The 21,462-nt window shown below is 65.6% G+C and carries 17 protein-coding genes and 1 pseudogene; 9 read left to right on the top strand and 9 right to left on the bottom strand.

Features of this window, described 5'->3' with window-relative positions; all coding sequences use genetic code 11:
- Positions 1-243: 243 nt before the first annotated feature.
- The 3 genes from L5014_RS13425 to L5014_RS13415 form a co-directional block, all read right to left on the bottom strand.
- On the bottom strand, positions 244-1,092 hold the full coding sequence (locus L5014_RS13425; RefSeq protein WP_238464218.1) for a carbohydrate ABC transporter permease: 849 nt from the start codon (positions 1,090-1,092) through the stop codon (positions 244-246).
- Complete coding sequence (locus tag L5014_RS13420; RefSeq protein ID WP_238464217.1) at positions 1,089-2,000, bottom strand: carbohydrate ABC transporter permease; 912 nt, start codon at positions 1,998-2,000, stop codon at positions 1,089-1,091. The genes L5014_RS13425 and L5014_RS13420 overlap by 4 nt, the downstream gene beginning before the upstream one ends.
- Positions 2,001-2,290: 290 nt before the next feature.
- A complete protein-coding gene (locus L5014_RS13415) occupies positions 2,291-3,535 on the bottom strand; it encodes an ABC transporter substrate-binding protein (RefSeq protein WP_238464216.1) in 1,245 nt (414 codons plus the stop codon).
- Between the two features lie 381 nt (positions 3,536-3,916).
- Here L5014_RS13415 and L5014_RS13410 point away from each other — a divergent pair, with 381 nt between their 5' ends.
- The 3 genes from L5014_RS13410 to L5014_RS13400 all read left to right on the top strand — a co-directional run bounded on the left by L5014_RS13410 (position 3,917) and on the right by L5014_RS13400 (position 6,871).
- Complete coding sequence (locus L5014_RS13410) at positions 3,917-4,690, top strand: SDR family oxidoreductase (RefSeq protein WP_238464215.1); 774 nt, start codon at positions 3,917-3,919, stop codon at positions 4,688-4,690.
- 50 nt (positions 4,691-4,740) lie between these two features.
- Positions 4,741-5,817 (top strand): ABC transporter ATP-binding protein, encoded by a 1,077-nt coding sequence (locus L5014_RS13405; protein ID WP_238464214.1) that lies wholly within the window; start codon positions 4,741-4,743, stop codon positions 5,815-5,817.
- 85 nt (positions 5,818-5,902) lie between these two features.
- Entirely contained in the window at positions 5,903-6,871 is a 969-nt protein-coding gene (locus tag L5014_RS13400) for a MurR/RpiR family transcriptional regulator (RefSeq protein ID WP_238464213.1), read from the top strand.
- A gap of 5 nt (positions 6,872-6,876) precedes the next feature.
- On the opposite strand, the gene L5014_RS13395 is transcribed toward L5014_RS13400, so the two are convergent.
- From L5014_RS13395 to L5014_RS13380, 4 genes are all read right to left on the bottom strand, one after another.
- The gene (locus tag L5014_RS13395) at positions 6,877-8,112 is read right to left on the bottom strand and encodes a S41 family peptidase (RefSeq protein ID WP_238464212.1); all 1,236 of its coding nucleotides are present in this window, start codon (positions 8,110-8,112) and stop codon (positions 6,877-6,879) included.
- 123 nt (positions 8,113-8,235) lie between these two features.
- Entirely contained in the window at positions 8,236-9,717 is a 1,482-nt protein-coding gene (locus tag L5014_RS13390; RefSeq protein WP_238464211.1) for a cytochrome P450, read from the bottom strand.
- Positions 9,718-9,852: 135 nt separating this feature from the next.
- Positions 9,853-10,815, bottom strand: coding sequence for an IclR family transcriptional regulator (locus tag L5014_RS13385; RefSeq protein WP_238464210.1), 963 nt, complete (start codon positions 10,813-10,815; stop codon positions 9,853-9,855).
- A 9-nt stretch (positions 10,816-10,824) separates the two neighbouring features.
- Entirely contained in the window at positions 10,825-11,880 is a 1,056-nt protein-coding gene (locus L5014_RS13380; RefSeq protein ID WP_238464209.1) for an IclR family transcriptional regulator, read from the bottom strand.
- Between the two features lie 306 nt (positions 11,881-12,186).
- On the opposite strand from L5014_RS13380, the gene L5014_RS13375 reads away from it, so the two are divergent.
- The 6 genes and pseudogenes from L5014_RS13375 (at position 12,187) to L5014_RS13350 (ending at position 18,398) form a co-directional block, all read left to right on the top strand.
- A complete protein-coding gene (locus L5014_RS13375; RefSeq protein WP_238464208.1) occupies positions 12,187-13,146 on the top strand; it encodes an MBL fold metallo-hydrolase in 960 nt (319 codons plus the stop codon).
- Between the two features lie 74 nt (positions 13,147-13,220).
- Positions 13,221-14,945, top strand: a complete 1,725-nt coding sequence (locus L5014_RS13370; RefSeq protein WP_238464207.1) for an FAD-dependent oxidoreductase — start codon at positions 13,221-13,223, stop codon at positions 14,943-14,945.
- Positions 14,946-15,038: 93 nt separating this feature from the next.
- On the top strand, positions 15,039-15,269 hold the full coding sequence (locus tag L5014_RS13365) for a DUF2783 domain-containing protein (RefSeq protein ID WP_238464206.1): 231 nt from the start codon (positions 15,039-15,041) through the stop codon (positions 15,267-15,269).
- Between the two features lie 339 nt (positions 15,270-15,608).
- Positions 15,609-16,832, top strand: coding sequence for a Crp/Fnr family transcriptional regulator (locus L5014_RS13360; RefSeq protein ID WP_238464205.1), 1,224 nt, complete (start codon positions 15,609-15,611; stop codon positions 16,830-16,832).
- Between the two features lie 9 nt (positions 16,833-16,841).
- A pseudogene (locus tag L5014_RS13355) lies at positions 16,842-17,591 on the top strand (flagellar motor protein); the annotation flags it as partial.
- A 123-nt stretch (positions 17,592-17,714) separates the two neighbouring features.
- Entirely contained in the window at positions 17,715-18,398 is a 684-nt protein-coding gene (locus L5014_RS13350; RefSeq protein ID WP_238464204.1) for an OmpA/MotB family protein, read from the top strand.
- A gap of 19 nt (positions 18,399-18,417) precedes the next feature.
- Here L5014_RS13350 and hydA read toward each other — a convergent pair whose 3' ends face one another.
- Together hydA and L5014_RS13340 are read right to left on the bottom strand one after the other, a co-directional pair.
- On the bottom strand, positions 18,418-19,875 hold the full coding sequence (gene hydA, locus L5014_RS13345; protein WP_238464203.1) for a dihydropyrimidinase: 1,458 nt from the start codon (positions 19,873-19,875) through the stop codon (positions 18,418-18,420).
- Positions 19,876-19,942: 67 nt separating this feature from the next.
- The gene (locus L5014_RS13340; RefSeq protein WP_238464202.1) at positions 19,943-21,460 is read right to left on the bottom strand and encodes an NCS1 family nucleobase:cation symporter-1; all 1,518 of its coding nucleotides are present in this window, start codon (positions 21,458-21,460) and stop codon (positions 19,943-19,945) included.
- Positions 21,461-21,462 lie beyond the last annotated feature (2 nt).

The following is a 21,462-nucleotide window of genomic DNA, read 5'->3' as shown; positions in this document are numbered from 1 at the left end:
CATCACCGCCTCACGACACTTGACCTGAAGACAGCAAAAACCTGAACATCATGTGTCAACGATGTCCCCGTACATGTGTCAACCATGTCTCCAGTCTGTACACCGCGGCAAAGAAAAGTAGGGGCCGCCCCGCACAGGGGCAACGCTGGCATACCGACACGAAAACAAGGAAACGCGACAACCCGACAACCCGACAAACCAGTACAAAAAAACCCACACCACAAGCCTGCTTCTAACGCCTCGCTACTTCACCGCACCGAGCGCGAGCCCCTTCACCATATAGCGCTGCAACCACGCGAACACCACGGAAACCGGCAGCGTGGCCGCGAGCGTGGCTGCCATCACCAGTTCCCATTCCACGGTGTATTTGCCGGCCACCATGTCGGTGACCTGCACGGTAAGCGTCTTATTCTCGGGCGAGCGGATCAGCGTATAAACCACCGCAAACTCATTCCAGGCGCTGATGAACGTGAAGATCGCCGTCACCACCACGGCAGGCACCGCGAGCGGCAGAAATACGCGCAGCACGGCGCCGCTGCGGCTACAGCCTTCGAGCCAGGCCGACTCTTCGAGGTCGCGCGGCACGGTCTGGAAGTACGAAGACAACATCCACACCGCGAACGCAATATTGAACGCCGCATACGAGATGATCACGCCGATCTTCGAATCGACGAGATTGCCGTCGCCGTAAGGGATCATCGCGGCGAGCCGGAACAGGCCCACCACGAGCAGGATGGGCGAGAGCATCTGCGTGACGAGCAGGAATTGCCGGTAGAGCCCGCGTCCGCGAAACCGGAAGCGCGCGAGTGCGTAGGCGGCGGGCAGGCTCACCGCGAGCGCGAGCGCCGTGGAGAGGCACGAGACAACGATGCTGTTGCGTAGCGCGACACCGAAGTTCGCGGCCTGCCACATGTCGACATAGTTCTCCCAGCGCCAGTGCATGGGCAGCCAGCGCGCCGGATAGACGAACACCTCGGAGGCGGGCTTGAACGAGGTGAAGAACATCACCGCGAACGGGAACAGCACGGCCACCACGAGCGGCGAAAGCGCGAGCCAGCACCAGAGCGAGCGTTTGAGCTTGCGATTGTTCATGCAAGGTCTCCTTGCGCGCCACCGCTGCCGCGTCTGGCCTGCACGCGCAGGTAGGCCACCGAGAATGCGAACAGGATCACCAGCATGATGAGCGAGACGGCAGCCGCTTCGCCGGGCCGGCCGAGCCGGAAGCCCAGTTCGTAGAGGTAGGTCACGAGAATGTGCGTGCTGTCGTCGGGGCCGCCTTGCGTCATCACCCAGATGATCGGAAACGAGTTGAACACGTAGATCACGTTGAGCAGGATCGCCATGTTGATGAAGGGCTTGAGCAGCGGCAGCGTGAGCTGGCGGAACTGCTGCCAGGCGCTCGCGCCGTCGATGCGCGCGGCTTCGTAGATGTCGCCGGGCACCGAGGAGAGCCCGCCCAGCAGGATCGTCGTGGTGAACGGTATCGAGACGAGAATGCCCACGGCGATCTCCACCGGAAACGCGTACTGCGGCGTGGCGAGCCAGTGGATCGGCCCTGCAATCACGCCCAGCCGCTGCAGCGTGACGTTGACCATGCCGTAGTCGTCGTTGAAGGCCCAGCGCCAGACCACGGCGGTCATGGTGAGCGAGACCGACCACGGCAGCATGACGATGGTGCGTGCGATGCCGCGTCCGTAGAAGTCCTGATTGAGTATCAGCGCGACCGGCACCGAGGTCGCCACGGTGCCCACCACAACGCAGAACGTCCAGATCAACGTGTTCTGGAGCGCGCTCAGGAACACCGGGTCGGCGAACACGTTATAGAAGTTCTGCAAGCCGCTGAAGCCGCGAATCTGGCCGAAGCGCGATACGTCGTGCAGCGACTGGTACACGATGTTGAAGATTGGATAGCTGATGATGAACAGCGCCAGCACGAGGCTCGGCACGATCAGGAGCCAGGGGGCGCGGGGCACGGCGACGGCACGGTGTGAGCGGCTCATGTGGTGACTTATGCGACTCATGCGGCGGCGGTTCGGTGTGCGTGGGGGGTCGGGCGCTTCGCCGGTCGCCGGACCGGCTGGCGGCGTTTGCTTATGGGGACCCAGGGGCATGGCGTGGTGCGTCCGGTGGTGCGGTCGTTACATGAGCGAACCGGCGCGCCGCGTAGCGAATCCTGTGCTACGCCACGCGCCGGTTCTTGCGGCGATGAAGCGCCTGCCTGATTACGAAAATGCGTACCCAACTGCGTACGAAACTGCGTACGAACTCCGTGAAAGCGGCGTGCCGAAAACTACTTGCCGAGCGACTTGTTGGCCTGGGCGGCGGCGTGGTTCAGCGCGTCGGCGGGCTTGGCCTTACCCAGGTAGATCGACTGCATCGCGTTGGTCACGGCCTTGGCGGTGTCTTCCCAGCCCGTCACGGTTGGCGCGAAGCGCGCATGCGGCAACAGCGCGACAAACGCCTTGGTGTCCGGATCCTGGAACGCCGGGTCGGTGGCTTCGGCGTTCGTCGTCGGCAGGAAGCCCTCGGTGCTCGTGAACTCCACGCGCGGCTGCTTCGTGAACAGGAAGTCGAGGAACTTCCAGGCGCTCTTCTTCACCTTGGAGTTCTTGAACATCATGATCGAGTCCGTGACCGCGTAAGTTGCGGGCGTCGTGCCCACCGGAATCGGGTCGATGCCGTACTTGATGTTCGGCGCTTCCTTCTTGAGCTGCTTGGCGAGGAACGGCGCGGAAATCATCATCGCCACGCGGCCCTGCTTGAAGAGGTTCTGCACGTCTTCGCGGCTATAGCCCGTCACGCCCGGCTCCGTGAGCCCTTCGTCGATCATGGTCTTGTAGAGCGTGGCCGCCTTCACGCCGGCCGGCGAATTGAACGCGGCCTTGCCGTCCTTGCCCACTACGTCGCCGCCGTTGGTCCACAGCGAATAGTAGAAGTACACATCGGTTTCGATTTCCTTGCCTTGCAGGCCGAAGCCCGCGATGCCCTTGGCCTTGAGCTTCTTCGAGGCCTCGATCACGTCGTTCCAGCTTTTCGGGCCGTTCGGATAGCCCACCGATGCGAGCATGTCCTTGTTGTAGTAAAGCGCACGCGCGGAAGCGGCAATCGGCAGGCCATAGATCTTGCCGTTGATTTCGCCGGGCGCGAGGAACGGGCCGATGAAGCGGCCCTTGAAGTTCGCGTCCATGTAGGGATCGAGCGGCTCGGCAATGTCGTCCTTCACGAAGTCGAGCAGCCAGCGTGTGCCGATGATCGCGAGATCGGCGTTCGCGCCCCCGGAGATGTCCGTTTGCAGTTTCTGTTGCAGCGAGTCCCAGTTCACGTCTTCGATCTTGATCGTGGTGCCGGGATTGGCGGCCTCGAACTGCTTGGCGATTTTCTCGAAGTACGGGGCCGTGGCGTCGCTGTAGTGGGCGACGGTCACGCGGACCGTGTCGGCGTGCGCCGCCACGGTCATGCCTGCCATGGTGATACCTGCCGCGAGCGCGACGGCGAGTTTGCCGAGCGTGATGGATGCACGTGCCTTAAACGCCATTCTCTGTCTCCTGTGTCGATGGAAGCCGGTGCGCGCGCACCTCGTTCCATCCCGTGCGGGGTGGTTGCTGCCTGGTTTTTCGGATATTGCCGCCGCCTTGGCCCCGGTCGTCGAGCTGACCGTGTTGTGACCGTGTTGCGTTGTTTGAAAAAATCCTACAGGATGAAAAAAGCGTTGTCACCTGGGAAACGCGAGATTGTTTTGCATGCCTGAAATTGCCTAACATGCTGTAAAACCGGGAAAATTCATGCGGCATCGCAACAGTGGGCTGCGCGTGCAAGCCGATGTCCGGGATCGCGGGCAATGCCCACTATGTAGGAAATTTACAGCCCAGCTAGATGCGCCGGCGGGGCCTTTCGAATCCTTCGCGGAGAGTCGACGATGAGCCGGGTGGTGCTGGTAACGGGCGCGTGCGGCGGGATTGGCCGTGCGCTATGCAAGCGATTTCACGAGGCGGGCGACACCGTGCTCGCACTCGATCGCGACGAGGCCGGCGTGCAGGCGCTGGCGGACGAATTTGGCGCCGCGCGTCTCGAAGCACTGGCCGCCGACGTGAGCGATCCGGTTGTGCTCCAGGACGCGGTGGCGCGCGCGGTGGCTGCGCGCGGCCCGGTGGAGGTGGCCGTTGCCAACGCGGGCGGTGCGCTCGGCACCACGCTCGCGCATACCGACGCCGCGAGCTGGCGGCGCGACATCGATCTGAATCTGAACGGCACTTACTACACCGTCGAAGCGGTGCGCCGCTCGATGATCGAGCGCGGGCGCGGCGTGCTCGTGCTGATTGGCTCGGTGAACGGGCTTGCCGCGCTGGGCCATCCCGCGTATAGCGCCGCCAAGGCGGGGCTTGTGAGCTACACGAAGGCGCTGGCGATGGAGCTTGGGCCGCACGGCATTCGCGCGAACATCGTTTGCCCCGGTACTGTGAAGACGCCTGCATGGCATACGCGCGTGACGCAGCATCCGAAGATCTTCGAAGAACTAAGGAAATGGTATCCGCTCGGCGATGTCGCCACGCCCGAGGACATCGCCGATGCCGTGCAGTTTCTCGCCTCGCCGCAGGCGCGGGTGATCACCGGCGTGGCGCTGCCGGTGGACGCGGGCCTCATGGCGGGCAACCGGCTGATGGCGAACGAGCTCACGCTCGATCCGTTCTGAGGCGCACGAAAACACCCGCACGGCAAGCAACGACAGCACACGAGGACAGCATGGCAGCGGTACAACTGAACGGCATCTACAAGCGCTACGGCGACACTCAGGTCGTGCACGGCGTGGACCTCGATATCGCGGACGGCGAATTCGTCGTGCTGGTCGGGCCATCGGGTTGCGGCAAGACTACGTTGATGCGCATGATCGCGGGCCTCGAAGACATCAGCGGCGGCGATCTCACCATCGGCGGCACGCGCGCGAACACGCTGCCGCCGCAGCAGCGCAACGTCTCGATGGTGTTCCAGAGCTACGCGCTCTACCCGCATCTCTCGGTCTACGACAACATCGCGTTCGGGCCGCGCATCCGCAAGGAGCGCGAGGAGGGCTTCAAGCCGCGCATCGAGGCCGCTGCGAAAATGCTCAATCTGTCGAGCTATCTCGACCGCCTGCCGCGCGCGCTTTCGGGCGGCCAGCGCCAGCGCGTCGCGATGGGGCGTGCCGTGGTGCGGGAGCCCTCATTGTTTCTCTTCGACGAACCGCTCTCGAATCTCGACGCCAAGCTGCGCGTGCAGATGCGCACGGAAATCAAGGCGCTGCATCAGCGCTTGCGCAACACGGTGGTGTATGTCACGCACGACCAGATCGAAGCGATGACCATGGCCGACCGCATCGTGGTGATGAACGCGGGGCGCATCGAACAGATCGGCAAGCCGCTCGATCTCTACGACAAGCCGGCCAACCTGTTCGTGGCGAGCTTTCTGGGCTCGCCTTCGATGAACTTCGCCGCGGGCACCGTGATGAGCGACGCGCGCGGCACGGCGCTCGTGCTCGAGGATGGCGTGCGCATTGCGATTCCGGAAGGCCGCGCGAGTGTGGGCATGCAAGCGGGCGCGCGCGTGACGCTAGGCATTCGCCCCGAGCACATCGAAACGCAGCACGGCGAGGTGCCGTTCAACGTCGAGGTGATCGAGCCGACTGGCGCGGAAACCCACTTGTACGGGAAAATAGGCGGCACGACATGGTGCGTCACGACGCGTGCGCGGCCCGGCATCGAACCGGGGCAGCGCATGACGCTGGATCTGCCGCTCGCGCACCTGCATCTGTTCGACACCGAAAGCGGCAAGCGGCTCGACTGACGAAGCAAGGATCCATGCGCATTGGGCTGCGTTGCGATCCATGCTTGATCCATGCACCTTCCACGGCTTATCCACGGAATACAGCTTGCCGGTCTCCAACCTGATCCATCACATCCGCAACGTAGCGGAGTCGCTGCGGCCCGCCGAGCGCAAGGTCGCGGAGATGGTGCTCACCGACATCGACTTCGCGATGCGCGCGAGCATCACCGAGCTTGCGCTGCGCGCCGATGTGTCCGAACCCTCTGTCACGCGCTTTTGCCGCGCGGTGGGCGCGCACGGCCTGCGCGACTTCAAGATGCGGCTCGCGCAGAGCGCGGCGGGCGGCATGCCGTTTGCCGCCGCGCGCGAAGTGGCGAGCGGCGACCTCACGCAGGCCGGCACCTTGCTCGACAGCGTGACCGAGCAGGTGGTGCAGGGCGTGCGGCACGCGCGCGCCTCGCTGGATCCGGCGGTGTTCGAGGCAGCGGTGGCGGCGCTCGCCAGTGCGCGGCGCGTCTACTTCTTCGGCGTGGGTGCGGGCTCGGGGCTCGTGGCGCAAGACGCGGCGCTGCGCCTGCTGCGTCTGGACATTGCGGCCAGCGCGTTTGCCGACGCGCATTTGCAGCGGCTCTATGCCGGACTGCTCGAACCCGGCGACGTGGCGTTCGCGATCTCGCAATCGGGCCGCAGCGTGGAAGTGAACGAGAGCATCCAGATCGCGAAGGAGCGCGGCGCGACCACCATCGCGCTCACGAATGCGGGCTCGCGGCTCGCGTGGGTGGTCGACATTCCGCTGCTGTTGCGCGTGCCGGAATCCGAGGCGCCTGAATTACCGCACGCAGTCTCCCACGCACCCGGCGTGTCGCGCATCGCGCATCTCGCGGTGATGGATGCGCTCGCGATGGGCGTGGCGCTCGGGCTTGAGCCGAAGACGCTCGAAAAGATGCGCGACGCGCAGACGCGCAGCGGCCACGAAGGCGCTGAACGTGCTGAACGTGCTGAAGGTGCTGAACGTGCTGAACGTGCGGAGGGCGTGAGCAAGCCAGGTGCGGCGCGGCCTTCTGGCAGCGCTTGAGTTAGTCAAGGGTGCTTCGGCTTTGTCAGTTTTACGACCCACGGGCTATTGCCTCGTCGCAAAGTCAACTCGCTGGTAGCGGGATTGCTCAGCAGCGCGCTCATTTGGGCGAGGTTCAGCGTATTCACGAAGATCTCGTCAATCATCGTGATCTGGTCCCCCACCTTGACGCCGCTCTCGGCCAGCCTTCCGCCGGGCAGGAGTGCCAGGATTTCGTAGCGGTCGCCGCGGCGTTCGAGGACCGAGTTCGCCTTGGTGAGCACGCTGTCCTTCGGTGCGGCGGGAAGGTCGAAGCAGAATCGATAGCCGCGGAAATCCAGCTCGAAGCGGTCCATCTTCTCGAGCAGGCCCATGCCGACACGCAGATCCGGCGAGCCGCCCCTTACCGCCAGCTTGGGCATGGCCTTCTGTCCGATGGTCAGGCCGGCGAGCAGGCCCTCGGGGCGAGGGACGACACGGTTGGTGATGTCGGTGGTGAAGACGGTCTGGACGCGTGGAAACTTCTTCGCGTTTCGCAGATTGTCGAACAACGCTTGAGGCAGCAAGAGGTCCGAGTCGAGCCCTGTGTCCAGGATGAACGGGTTGGACTCGCCGTCGAAGCCGAACTCGATGAGCGGCAAACGGGTGCGCGTATCCAGTGTCATGAACGTGCACTGCTGCCACGCGTGCGCGGGCGCTGCGTTTGCGTAGGCCGTGAGCCGGCCGGCGACATGGTCGGCGCGCCAAGTCAGATTGCGCATGTTCTCCATGCCGATGATGCCGTCGAATGGCTGATCGTCCGCCGAAGCCATGCGACCGATTTTTCCCCGGAATGCCAGCGCGCCTGCTGGCATTGACCAGCCCTGGACGCGCAGCGCAGGACTGAGGCCCAGTTCGATTCGATGTGCGCCGCTGAGCGTGTTGATGGTCAGGCTTGCATCGGCAGTCGAGCTTGTTAGCACTCCTTGCCTGAGGAGGGCAGATCCGGCTGTCGTGGTGAGAGGCGCGGCGGCCAGTGGCCCGTCGGCTTCGAACAGGTTAAAGCTCGCGCCCGTATCGAGCAGAACCCGATGAGTCTTGTTCCCAGCGTCTTGCGCCTCGACCACCCAGCCTCCGTTGCGCTGGATCGGGACGGAGAGCACCGGTGCATCGGGGGCGGCATTTGCCGCGTCCTGCTTGCTGTTGCAGGCGGCGAGCAGCGCGCAAACTACGGCGCCGGCGATTGCGGGCTTCAGGATGGCGAGTTCGGGACGTATGGACATGGTAAGTTCAACTCAGGGTTGTTCGATCGTGCGCCACGATATATCGGTCGCACGTCTTGAAATCGAAGAGTTGAACTTTCTTTGCTAGCGCTCATGCTCGCCTGCTCCGGGCGAGCGGCCTGCTCAACCGCCGCGCACGCGCTTCGTGAGCCTCACCGGCATGGTGTCGGGCACCATCGTGAACGCGGAGACTTCGTTGATCTTGGCGGGATCGATGGCCAACTCGATCGAGAATTCGTTCATCAACATGGAGAGCGCGAGGCGCATTTCGACGGTCGCGAGATGGCGTCCCGGGCACACGCGCGGCCCCGCGCCGAACTGCAAATAGGCACGCACGTCGTGCGGGCCGCCTGGCTTGTCATGCGGCCTGTCATGTTCATTGCCGTGCTCCCGCTTGTGCATCCAGCGCCACGGATCGTAGCGCTGCGGATCGACGAAGTTCTTTGCGTCGACCATCGCGGGCCGCGCCACGAAGAACATGCGCGTGCCCTTGGGCAGCGCCACGCCGTCGAGCACCACGTCTTCGAGCGGCTCGAACGAGTGCACGGCCGCCACGGGCCGCAGGCGCGTCGCCTCGATGCAGATCGCCTCGAAGATGTCGAGCTCCTTGAGCGTGGCGTAGTCGGGGCATACGCTCGCCTCGCCGAGCACGCGGTGCGCTTGTTCGCCCAGATGCGTTTGCAGTTGCGAGTCCGCCGCGAGGTAGGGCAGCGTCCATGCGATCGAATCAGCGGTGGTGTCCTCGCCCGCGAGCAGAATCGTCAATACGTTCGCGCGGATCTGCGCATCGGTAATGGGCGCGGCGCCCGGTTCCGTTTCGGCCTGCTGCTGTTGCACGAGCATCGCTTCGAGCAGGTTGCGCGGCGTTTCCGAGGGCTCGTCGCGCATGCGTTCTCGTGCGCGCGCCATCATCGCGTCCACGTAGCGATGCACTTCGGCCAGCGACTGATCGAGCTTGCGGTCCGCGGGCAGCTTGAAGTAGCGCCAATAGGGAAAGAGCGCGTTGATGCGGCCCATCACGCTCGGCAGGATGCGCTCCAGATGCTCCTGGATCACGCCATGATCGCGCTCGAGCGTGCGCGGGTCTTCGCCGAATGCGAGCGCGCTCGTCACGTCCACCGTGTAGCGCTTGAGGTCGTCGGTCATCTCGACGATCTCGCCGTGCTCGGCCGCGCGCAGCCAGCGCGCGCGCAGACGCCCGGTGATTTCGGCGAGCGTGGGATAGAACGCCTTGATGGTCGGAATCGAGAGCGCCTGCATCACGAGGCGGCGCTGCGGCTCCCACGCCGCGCCTTCGGCGGAGAAGAGGCCGTTGCAGCCCATCTCTTCGAGTACCGCTTCGACAGGCTGATAGCGCCGGTAGCGATGCGGACGCTCGCGCATGATCTGCTGGATCAGCTCGGTGTCGGTCCAGATCGTGATGGGGATGCTGCCCACCTGGAAGCGGTATGGCGTGCCGAGCTCGGCGGCCCAGCGTTCGAGGATCAGATGCAGCCGCGCGGGCGAGAGCTGCAGCAGATTGCCGACGAGCGGCAGGCCGCGCGGACAGGGCAGGTCGGCGACCTGGCGCTGCGCGGCGCGAGAAGCGGTGGAGGCCGTGCTCATGAGCGCTTCCTTGGTGGCGGCTTGTTCGGTTGCGTGGGGCTGCGTGCGAGTGGCTTGCGGACTGCGCGCGGGGTGTTCGTTGATCTTGTGTTGCTTCGGCCGCTTCGGCTGCTTCGGCCAGGTCGCGCACGCCGATTATAGCGGCGCGGCCCCCGGCACATAGCCGAAGCGGCGCGACAGGCGCTCGGCCGCTGCGGCCAGCCGCTGCGCGCTGTCACTTTCGTTTGCCGTGTCGAAGTTGCCTGATGGCCCCATCAGCGCGAGCACGAGGCACACGCTGCCGGTGTGGTCGAACACGGGCGCGGCTACCGTGCTGATGCCGGGGATCGGATTGCCGAGCGCCGTGTCGAGCCGTTGCGCGCGGATCGCGGCAAGGCGTTCGGCGTAGCGCGGGTCGTGGGCTTCTTGTGCCGACTGCTGCGCTTGTCGCGACGCGTGTTGCGACGACGGTGACGGCTGCGATGACGGCGACGGCTGCGACGACGGCGACGACGACGGTGACGGCACGCCCGCGAGGCGCAAGCCGTCTTGCGCGAGCAGCTCGGCGCGCACGTCGTCGTCGAGCCAGGCGGCGAACACGCGGCCGATGGCCGTGTTCACGAGCGACATCACCGTGCCCGGCCGCAGGCTGACGTGCAGGGGCTGGGGCGATTCTTCGAGACGCACGACCGTGGGCCCGAGCGGCCCCGGCACCGCGAGCGCCACGCTCATGCCGGTGCTGGCGGCGAGGTCGACCAGCTCGGAGTCGGCTTCGCGCACGGGCGAGAGGCGCGCGAGTCCCAGCAGGCCCAGTTCGAGGCTCAAGGGGCCGGCTTCGTAGCGGCCCGCTTCGTCGCGTGCGAGCAGGCCGGTCTTGAGCAGGCTCACGAGGTGCGGGAACGCTTTCGCGCTCGGCATGCCGGCCGCCGCCGCGAGATCGCGCAGCGAGAGCGGCATGCCGGCCGCCACCAGCGCGGCGAGCAGCTCGCCCGTGGCGTCGAGCGCCTGGATGCCGCGCTGCGGCTTGTCGGCGGATTCCGCCTGAGGGGCGGTATCGGCATTATCGGCGCGGGCTTCGTCCGTGGCGGGAGAGGCGGACGGGGTGCGGGCTCGGGGCATGGTGGCGGTTCAGTTCGAATCAGAGGCGGAGGAAGCGGACGACGCAGGAGACGCAGGAAAGGCGGCCTCGGCGATCTCGTGCGCGGCCTCGCGCAGCGCGCGCACGAGCGCGCCTGCCGGACGCACGTCGAGCGCGCCGGTGGCGCCGATGGCCGTGAGCGTGAGGCGCAACGCGCGGCGCGGGTCGTGCGCCGGCTTGAGTCCTGGATCGAGTCCTGGATCGAGCCCCGGCTTGAGCACGGGAACGCAGATGCTGCTCACGCCGGGGCTGGGCGCGTCGATGCCGAGCTCGAAGCCGCGCGCGCGGATGGTGTCGAGCGTGGCCTTGAACGCGGCATCGAGTTCGGGTGCCGCATCGTCTGGTTTCGACGGCGCTTTACCTGCTGCCGCCGTCCCTGTCATGCCGGTCGTCCCTGTCGTTCCGGCCGCGCCGGCCGCGCCGCGATCCGCCGTGCCGCGCCAGACCGGCTGCGCCGTCTGGTTGCGCCACATCGCGCGCAGCGCGTCGTCGTCGAGGAACGCGCAGAACACGCGGCCCGTGGACGTGGCCGGCAGCGACATCACCGTGCCCACGTGCAGGTTCACGTGCAGCGGCAGGCTCGCGTGCTCGTAGCGCACGATGGTCGGCCCCTGCGGCCCCGCGATGCACAGCGCGATGCTGCAGTTGTGCGCCTGGGCTAGCGCCGCCGCGCGCGGCACGGCCTCGCGCAACGCGGGCTCCTGCGCCAGATGCAGCAGGCCGAGGCGCAGCGCGAGCGGCCCCGCCTCGTAGCGCCCGGAAAGCGCGTCGCGCTTGATCAGGCCGAGCCGCGTGAGGCTCACCAGATAGGCATGCGCCTGGCTCGACGCGATGTCGGCGCCAGCCGCGAGATCGCTGGGCGCGAGCGGCACGCGCGCGTCGGCGAGCACGCGCAACAGGCGCGCGCCCACTTCCACGCTCTGGATGCCGCGCTGCGTCTTTGCGGCGCTGGCACCCGCACCAGCACCGGCGCCGGCGCCGGCGTCCGCATCGGACGCGGCCGGCTGCGGTGGCTCGGCGGCGCGCGCATTGCGAGGGGTCTTCACTCGTTGTCTCGGGCTGAAAAAGGGTCCATGTTAACCGAACGGCGGACGAACACTCGCCGTCAGAATATTTGCATATGGCTAGTGTATTCGCCATTGACAAATAAAAGCGGGCGGGCGATCATGGCCTCACCCCGGCAAAACAGCGGCTCATTCACAACCAGGCGGGGCGAGACAATCCGGCGGGCGTCATGCTTGTCACGCGTGTTGCGCGTGTCATAGGTGTCACGCGCGCCATCCCGGCACCTGCTGGCGCAGGCTGCCTTGCCTCGCTCCGTCGTTCGCTCCCCAACAGATACGGAGATTCAGATGGCAAAGGCGTTCGCATCGCAGGCCGATCTCGAAGAGAAGCAGGTCACCTTCACACAACTCTCTGAAAACGCCTACGCGTACACCACGGAAGGCGACCCGAACTCGGGCGTCATCATCGGCGACGACGGCGTGCTGATCGTCGACACCACCGCCACGCCCGCCATGGCGCAGGACCTCATCGCGAAGATCCGCAGCGTCACGGACAAGCCCATCAAATACGTCGTGCTCTCGCACTATCACGCGGTGCGCGTGCTGGGTGCATCGGCGTATTTCAAGGAAGGCGCGCAGCAGATCATTGCGAGCCGCGGCACTTACGAAATGATCGTCGAGCGCGGCGAAGCCGACATGAAGTCGGAAATCGAGCGCTTCCCGCGCCTCTTCGCGGGCGTGGAAACGGTGCCGGGCCTCACGTGGCCCACGCTCGTGTTCGAGAAGGACATCACGCTGTACCTCGGCAAGCTCGAAGTGAAGATCGCGCACCTGGGCTCGGGCCACACGAAGGGCGACACCGTGGTGTGGCTGCCGCAGCAGAAGGTGCTGTTCTCGGGCGATCTCGTGGAATACGACGCGGCCTGTTATTGCGGCGACGCACAGCTCGCCGAATGGCCCGCCACGCTCGAAGCGCTGCGCTCGCTTGGCGCGGAGAAGCTCGTGCCGGGCCGTGGCCCCGCGCTGGTCACGCCCGAAGAGGTGAACAAGGGCCTCGACTACACGAAGGACTTCGTGACGACGCTGCTCGCGCAAGGCCGCAAGGCGGTCGCGCAGAAGCTGGACCTCAAGGACGCCATGGCGCTCACGCGCGAAGCGATGGACCCGAAGTTCGGCCAGGTCTTCATCTACGAGCATTGCCTGCCGTTCGACGTTTCGCGCGCCTACGACGAGGCGAGCGGCATCACGCATCCGCGCATCTGGACCGCGCAGCGCGACAAGGACATGTGGGACGCGCTGCAGGATTGAAGCGGCTTGCGTGAGAACGACATGCAGCTTTGCATGGGCCGGAGCACTCACTCCGGCCGACAGGAGACACAACGATGATCGACTATCAGACGCTGACCTTCGAATACACGCGCTGTAGCGAGCAAGGCCCGGATGCCGCCTCATGCGTGCGTCCGGTCGTGGTGGTGGGCGCGGGGCCGGTGGGCCTCGCCACGGCGATCGACCTCGCGCAGCATGGCCTGCCCGTGGTGCTCGTCGACGACGACTGCACGCTTTCCACGGGTTCGCGCGCGATCTGCTTTTCGAAGCGTTCGCTCGATATCTTCGACCGGCTCGGCTGCGGCGAGCGTATGGTGGAGAAAGGCGTGAGCTGGAACGTGGGCAAGGTGTTCCGCAAGGACGAACTGGTCTACACCTTCAACTTGCTGCCGGAAAGCGGCCACCATCGGCCTGCGTTCGTCAATCTGCAGCAGTACTACGTGGAAGGCTTCCTGCTCGAGCGCGCGCAGGAACTGCCCAACCTCGAGATCCGCTGGAAGAGCAAGGTGACGGGCGTCGCGCAGCACGGCACGCCGGGCACCGAAGACGCACACGTGGCGCTGGAAATCGAAACGCCCGATGGCCCATATGAATTGCTCGCGCGCTACGTGGTGGCGGCCGACGGCTCGCGCAGCCCGGTGCGCAAGCTCATGGGCCTCGACAGCCACGGCCGCACCTTCAAGGACCGCTTCCTGATCGCCGACGTGAAGATGGAAGCCGAATTCCCCACCGAGCGCTGGTTCTGGTTCGATCCGCCGTTTCATCCGAACCAGTCAGTGCTGCTGCATCGGCAGCCCGACAACGTCTGGCGCATCGACTTCCAGCTGGGCTGGGACGCCGACCCGGTGGTCGAAAAGACGCCCGAGCGCGTGATTCCGCGCGTGCGCGCGCTGCTCGGCCCCGACGTGAAGTTCGAGCTGGAGTGGGTGAGCATCTACACGTTCTCGTGCCTGCGCATGGACAGTTTCCGCCACGGCAACGTGCTGTTCGCGGGCGACTCGGCGCACCTCGTCTCGCCGTTCGGCGCGCGTGGCGCGAATAGCGGCTTCCAGGACAGCGAGAACCTCGCATGGAAGCTCGCGATGGTGCTGGAGAAGCGCGCCTCCGATGCGCTGCTCGACACCTATGCGAGCGAACGCGAATACGCCGCCGACGAAAACATCCGCAACTCCACGCGCTCGACCGACTTCATCACGCCGAAGAGCGCGGTGAGCCGTGTGTTCCGCGACGCCGTGCTGACGCTCGCACGCGAGCACGCGTTCGCGCGGCAACTGGTGAACAGCGGACGGCTATCGGTGCCTGCCGTGCTGCACGAATCGACGCTCAATACGGCCGACGAGGAGACGTTCGCGGGTCAGATGGTGCCGGGCGCGTCGTGCGCCGATGCACCGCTGGCCTGTGCCGATTCCAATTCGCAAGGCGCGCCGCAATGGCTGCTCGCTCAGCTCGGCGGACGCTTCACGGGGCTGCTGTTCTGCCGCGCGGGAGCGGCGCTCGAAAGCGATGCGCGCGCCGCGCTCGATGCGCTTGCGCGTGGCCCGGTGCCGATGCATTTCGTGGCCGTCCTGGACGGCGAGGGCGCAGCGCCCGAAGGCCTGCCGCCGGGTACGACGGTGATGCGCGATGCCGAGGGCCTGGCCGCGCAACGCTACGGTGCGCAGGAGGGTGCGTTCTATCTGATCCGGCCGGATCAGCACGTATGCGCGCGCTGGCGTCACGCCGACGCGCCGCGTGTCGAGCGTGCGCTCAAGCGAGCGCTGTGCGTGGCCGGTACGGCTTGAAGCAGCGAGACGAAGGGCGGCGCACGTGAGGCGTCGCCGCCCTTCAATTTTGTTGCGCAGACGAAAACAGAATCAGGAGCAAAGGAGACAACGATGCTCAATACCCAACCCAATCTCGCACGGCCCGACGACTTCTACGAAGCGCTGATCGACATGCATCGCGATCTGGACGACGCGCAAAGCCAGTCGGCCAATGCGCAATTGATCCTGCTGCTCGCGAATCACGTGGGCGAGCACGAGGCGCTGATGGACGCTATCCGCTTCGCGCGCGCGGGCGTGGTGCGTGCGCCCGCGAATGGAGCTGTCGGTCAGCTTGCAGCCTGAGCGTGCGCGCCATCGACAACAGCATCGACAACAGCATTAAGCAACCCAAACATGGCCGGGCGGATCGCGCGTCCGGCCTTCTCGCGCGCAATTTCCGCATCTGCGTGCGCAATCGTTTGCGTTCGCCGATTTCGCGCGCAAATGGCAGCACGCGCATTGCATACCCTGTGATCTCGCCTTCGACTTGCCCGCGAGCAGTGGGTGCGGCGATGCAAAACGACTCAAGAACCTCATCACCAAGCCGTAAACGGCGTTGACGAGACCCCGTTCGTCCATGTCGGCGCAGACCGGCCAGCTTACGGGATCGAAAAGAACGGCATCCGCTTACGGGGTATTACCTTGAATCGCAGTCAGACATGGTCGCGCACCGCCGCGCCGGGCGAAGTAATCTATTCGGAGGGCTTCGCGGGCGAGCGCGTGCTCTTCCTCATCGCTGAAGGCAAAGTCGAAATCTCTACGCGTTGCGACGAAAAGCGGGTCGTGACGGCTACGCTGGGTCGAGGCGACTTCTTCGGCGAAAGCGCATTGCTTGGCCCCGAGCCACGCCCGAGCACGGCCAAAGCGCTTGCGTTTTGCCAGTTGACCGTCGTGCCCGCGAGTATCGTCGAGGACGAACTCGAACGCGTCTCGCCACTGCTGCGCCACATCGTGCGCACGATGATCCGCCGCACCAAGGCCAAGGACGATCAACTCGCGACTTACACGCACGCAGACTTCCTGCCGGGCGTTCTCTCGTATGCACACGTGCTCTCGCTGCTCGCCGGCGCCGCGCGCGCCGAGCGTGCCGCCGAGGCGAAGAGCGGCTGGTCGCGCCCGGGCGCCGCAGCGGCTGGCGAAGTGAGCGTGGCGCTGGCCGAGGTCGTGCAGAAGTGCCGCGCCGTGGCGGGGCATTCGCGTCCGCACGTGATGGCCATGCTGCGCCGCATGGAAAAGCTCAATCTGGTCGCGATCGAATCGGGTCTCGTGTCGTCGCATCTGGCCGGCGGAGATGCCGGCGAAGGCGCGCTGGGCCGCCAGGTCGTCACGTTCGATCCCGTGCGTATCGTCGAGCGCGCCGCGATGGTGGCCGACCACGAACTCGACGTTTCCATCAACAGCGAACTCGAACTGATTGAACTCGCCGATCTCGAAGCGCTGATTGGCGTCGAGCGCAAGCTGCTGCTCAACAAGCTCTCGCACGACGAAATCGCCGACGAACTGTTCGCGTTCAGGAAGTCGATGGTGCTGAATTTCGTCGAGCAAAAGGGCGTGTCGTATTTCACGCGGCGCGTGAACCGCGGCTCGGGCGAACTCGCGGCGCTCGACGACCTGCTTTTCGTCGATCAGCGCACGCTGTTCGAAGCCATCGGTTCGCTCGACAGCTACGATCTCGCCAAGCTGCTTGCATCGCTCGAAGATCAGGCCGTGTCGGAACGCCTGCTCTCGGTGATGTCGGAGGCGCGCAAGAACGAAGTGTCGTGGCTCATGCGGCGCGAGATCAAATCCGATCCGGTGGAGATCGAGGAGATCGAGCAGCGCCTGATTGGCGCGGTGCGCGAGATCAAGGCGAAGGGCGCCCAATAAGGGAGGCGTATGGATCTGGCAACTTTATTCGGAGTCCTGCTGGGCGGGGCGGCCATCGCGATTGGCTTTTCGCTCGAAGGCGGGCAGTTCGCCTCGCTCCTGCAGCCCGAGGCACTGCTGGTCGTGCTGGGCGGCACGCTGGCGGCGGTGATGATCCAGAATACGTGGGCGCGTTTCCTTGATGCGATCCTGCATCTGCGCACGGTATTCGTGCGCGCGCAGCAGGTGGATGAAACGAGTCTCGCTGCCGTGCTGGAATGGGGCGACCAGGCCAAGCTCAACGGCTTGCTCGCGTTCGAGTCGATGGACTGGCAGGGGATTCATCCGTTCGCGCGGCGCGGGCTCGAACTGCTGGCAAGCGGCGTCTCGACCGCCGTGATCGAAGATGCGCTCAATCGCGAGCTCGAAGCGTATGGCCGCGCGCATATGGCGGCCGCGCGCGTCTGGCAGCAGGCGGGCGGCTATGCGCCGACCTTCGGCATTCTGGGCTCGGTGCTGGGGCTCATTCAGGTGACCGCGCATCTGGTCGAGCCCTCGCAACTGGGGCAGGGCATCGCGGTGGCGTTCGTCGCCACGCTCTACGGGCTCGCGTTGGCCAATCTCGTGTTCTTGCCTCTGTACGGCAAGATGCGTGCGCACATCGAAAGCGAACTGCGGCTGCGCAAGCTCTATCTGGACGGGCTGCTCGCCATCTCGCGCAAGGAAACGCCGCATACGATCGCGACCCGGCTCGCGGGGGAGGTCGGAGGGCGCGGCGCCGGCATGGCGGGTGAGGCGAACGCCTGGTCGCGGCAAGGAACGCAGGCAGGCGCTCAAGCCGGCGCTCAAGCAGTCGCAAAAGCCGGCGCGCATGCAAACTGAGACCACAACGCGCGGGCGCACATGAAGACTTCATCCGAAAGCCGGCCGGTGCACGAGGCGCTCGTTAGCGCCTTCGAGCACGAAGGGGACGAAGGCGGCGAGCAATCCGGCCGCTGGCTGCTCTCCTACGCGGATCTCATCACCACGATGATGGTGCTGTTTCTCGCGCTCTACGCGATGCAGCTCGCGAAGCACAGCGAACAGGCGATCCGCGCGCAGTCGCAGGCGGCGCCCGCGCCCGTTGCTGCCGCGCGGGCCGCGCAGCCGCAGGCTGCCGACAGTGCGTTGCTGGCGTCGCTCACTCCGCTGCGCGAGCGCGGCGAGATCACGATCGCGCCCGTGGCTCATGGCGTGGAGATCGGCATCAACGCGAAGATTCTCTTCAACGCCGGCGACGCGGCGCTGCTGCCCGATTCGTTCGGTGTGCTGAGCCGCATCGCACGCGTGCTGGCGCAGGTGCCCAACGGCAACATCCTTGTCGAAGGCCACACCGACAACACGCCGATCTCGAACGCACGTTACGCATCGAACTGGGAGCTTTCTTCGGCGCGCGCGGGCGCCGTCGTGCGCTATCTGGTCGAGCGGGGCGTCGAGTCGCATCGCCTCGCAGCGATCGGGCGGGCCGACAACTTTCCGCTTGTTGCCGGCACCGACCCTGCAAGCCGCGCGCTCAACCGGCGCGTGACGATCGTCGTGCAGTACTGATGCTTTCTTCGCGATGCGTTCAGGCGGGCTGATCCCCCTCGCGATGCACGGGCTCCGTCTCCTTCAACTGCTTCGCGAGCCGCGAGGCCTGCAAGTAGCCCGGATTCGCGGGCCGCTTCAGATAGCGCCCCGCGCCGCGCCGCGCACGCAGGTCGCCGTCCGCCCACACGAGTTCTCCCTGCGAAACCGTATGCGTGGGCACGCCGCGCACCGTCATGCCTTCGAATACGTTGAAGTCCACGTTCTGATGATGGGTCTTCACGGAGATCGTGCGCGTGCCCTGCGGGTCCCAGACCACGAGATCGGCGTCCGAGCCCACGGCCACCGCGCCCTTGCGCGGATAGAGATTGAATATCTGCGCCGCATTCGTGGACGTCACGCGCACGAACTCGTTCGGCGTGAGTCGCCCCGTGTTCACGCCCTGATCCCATAGCACAGCCATGCGGTCTTCCACGCCGCCGCATCCGTTAGGAATCCGTGTGAAATCGTTGCGGCCCATGGCCTTCTGCGAAGCACAGAACACGCAGTGGTCGGTGGCCGTGGTGTGCAGCAGGCCGCCTTGCAGCCCGCGCCAGAGCGCGTCGCGATGCTCCTTGGTGCGGAACGGCGGGCTCATCACGTGCGCGGCCGCGCGCGTCCAGTCGGGGTCGCGGTACACCGACTCGTCGACCACGAGATGACCCGCGAGCACTTCGCCGAATACGCGCTGGCCTTCGGAGCGCGCCCGCGTGATGGCTTCGAGCGCGTCTTTCGCGGAGACGTGCACGATATACACGGGCACGCCCAGCACCTGCGCGATGCGGATCGCGCGGTTCGCGGCCTCGCCTTCCACCTCGGGCGGACGTGAAAGCGGATGCGCCTCCGGTCCGGTGAAGCCGCGCGCGAGCAACTGCCGCTGTAGCTGAAACACGAGCTCGCCGTTTTCCGCGTGCACGGTGGGCAGCGCGCCCAGTTCGAGCGCGCGCGAGAAGCTGTTCACGAGGATTTCGTCGTCGGCCATGATGGCGTTCTTGTACGCCATGAAGTGCTTGAAGCTCGATACGCCGTGGTCCTGCACGAGCAGTCCCATATCGCGGTGCACGCTCTCGTCCCACCACGTCACGGCCACGTGAAAGCCGTAGTCGGCGGCGGCTTTTTCCGCCCAGCCGCGCCATTCGCGGAACGCGTCCATGAGCGGCTGCTTAGGGTTCGGAATCACGAAGTCGATGATCGATGTCGTGCCGCCGGCCAGACCCGCCGCCGTGCCGCTGAAGAAGTCGTCGCTCGCCGTGGTGCCCATGAACGGCAACTCCATGTGCGTATGCGGGTCGATGCCGCCCGGCATCACGTATTGCCCGCCCGCGTCGACCACGGTGGCGCCGGCAGGTGCGTCGAGATTCTCGCCGATCGCCTGGATGATGCCGTTTTCGCAGAGCACGTCCGCGCGATAGCTCTTGTCCGCGTCGACGACGGTGCCGCCTCGAATCAGAATGGCCATGATGCAATGTCTCCTTCGGTTACATGTTCGGATGCGCGTGTGTGCTTATGCACGCCCCATGCACTCACTATGCATTTGCGATGCTTGGCCTACGGCTCTTGCCGAGCTTCATCAGCACGCCGTAGACGACGGCCGCAATCGCGAGTCCCACGAACCACGCATACGTATAGAGTCCTTTGAACGCGTCGGGCACCGAAGGAAAGGCATTCGGAAACGCAACGTTCAAAAAGCCCGGCAGATTCGGCAGCACGCCCGCGACCAACGCGATCACGGCGGCGAGATTCCAGCCGTTCGAATAGGCGTATTCGCCGCTCTCCTCGAATAGCTGTTCGGTGTTCAGGCGCGTGCCGCGAATGAGAAAGTAATCGACCATCAGAATGCCCGCCACCGGCCCGAGCAGTGCCGAATAGCCCACGAGCCATGTGAAGATATAGCCTTGCGTGGTGGCGAGAATCTTCCACGGCATCATCACGATAGCGATGGTCGCCGTGATCAGACCGCCCGCCTTGTACGAGATGCCCTTGGGCCAGAGGCTGGAAAAATCGTAAGCAGGCCCAACCAGGTTTGCCGCGAGATTGCAGCACATGGTGTCGAGCGTGAGGATCACGAGCGCGACGCCCACGCCGATGCCTTCCATGCGGCTCGTGAGATCGATGGGGTCCCAGATCGCCTTGCCGTAGATGACGACCGTGGCCGAGGTGACCACGACCGAGACCACGGAGAGCAGCGCCATCGGGATCGGCAGGCCCAGCGCCTGGCCCACGAGCTGATCCTTCTGGGTCTTCGCGAAGCGCGTGAAGTCGGGAATGTTGAGCGCGAGCGTGGCCCAGAAGCCCACCATCGCGGTGAGGCTCGGCCAGAAGGTGACCCAGAAGAGCCCGGCCTTTTTGCCGCCCGGCGCGAACTGCGAGGGCTGCGAGAGCATGGAGCCCACGCCGCCCGCTTTCGAGCAGGCCCACCAGACGAGCGCCACGCACATCACGACCTTGATGGGCGCCGACCAGCTTTCGAGCCAGCGGATCGAATCGGTGCCGTGCAGGATGAAGTAGAGTTGCAGCGCCCAGAAGATCAGGAAGCACGCGCCCTGGGCGATCGAGATGCCGAGAAACGGCAGCGCGTCGCCCACCAGCGCATTGTGCGTGAGGATGTTGGCGAGCGTATAGATCGCGCTGCCGCCAAGCCACGACTGAATGCCGTACCAGCCGCACGCCACGATGGCGCGCAGCATGGCGGGCAGCTTCGCGCCCTGGGTGCCGAACGACGAGCGCACGAGCACCGCATAGGGAATCCCGTACTTCGCGCCCGCGTGGCCGATCAGCAGCATGGGCACGAGCACGATCACATTGCCGAGCAGCACCGTGATCACCGCCTGCCACGGCGACATGCCCTGCTCGGTCAGCCCCGCCGCGAGCATGTACGAGGCGATGTTCATCACCATGCCCACCCATAGCGCGCCGAAGTGATACCAGCGCCATGTGCGCTGCGCGGCGCCTGTGGGCGCGAGGTCGTCGTTGTATAGCTCGCTGGCGCTGCGGCGCGCGTGCGCGTCGCCTTCTACACCACCGCTTGCGGCTGGCTGACTCATGG

It is taken from the genome of Paraburkholderia tagetis (assembly GCF_022213065.1).
GTDB lineage: Bacteria > Pseudomonadota > Gammaproteobacteria > Burkholderiales > Burkholderiaceae > Paraburkholderia > Paraburkholderia tagetis.
The sequence above is the reverse complement of the archived record's forward strand: the minus strand, read 5'-3'. Positions and strand labels throughout refer to the sequence as shown.